Source organism: Treponema sp. R6D11 (assembly GCF_054786075.1).
In genome coordinates, this window is record NZ_BDHD01001317.1 from 1 (window position 1) to 332 (window position 332).

At 47.6% G+C, this 332-nt stretch carries 1 pseudogene; it reads left to right on the top strand.

The features are described 5' to 3' along the window. Window positions 1-332, top strand: a pseudogene (locus ACYVTD_RS18580) (ribonuclease II); the annotation flags it as partial.

The window sequence follows — 332 nt, forward strand, 5'->3', positions numbered from 1 at the left end:
CATTCAAATAAGAAATTTTCTGCGAGGCGATAAACATCTTTCTTCCGATGATGTTTCGGCGCGGCTTGGGTTTAGCGAAGCCGCGTCCACCGCCTCTGTTCACGCGGAAAGGGCTTCCGACAGCCACTGGAAAATGGTTTATTTATCCGATAAAAAAGATTCCGTTTGGGACGCAGTAGCCCTTGAAAACAAAGGCAGCCGTTGGGCGGTAATTATTCCCCAACTTGCTCTTGAAGCGCAAGTTCCCCTGCAAAGGGAAGTTTCACCTAACGATGATGTTAAACTGTTGCTCAAGTCCGTAAACATTCCCAAAGGGGAAGCTGTGTTTGTAC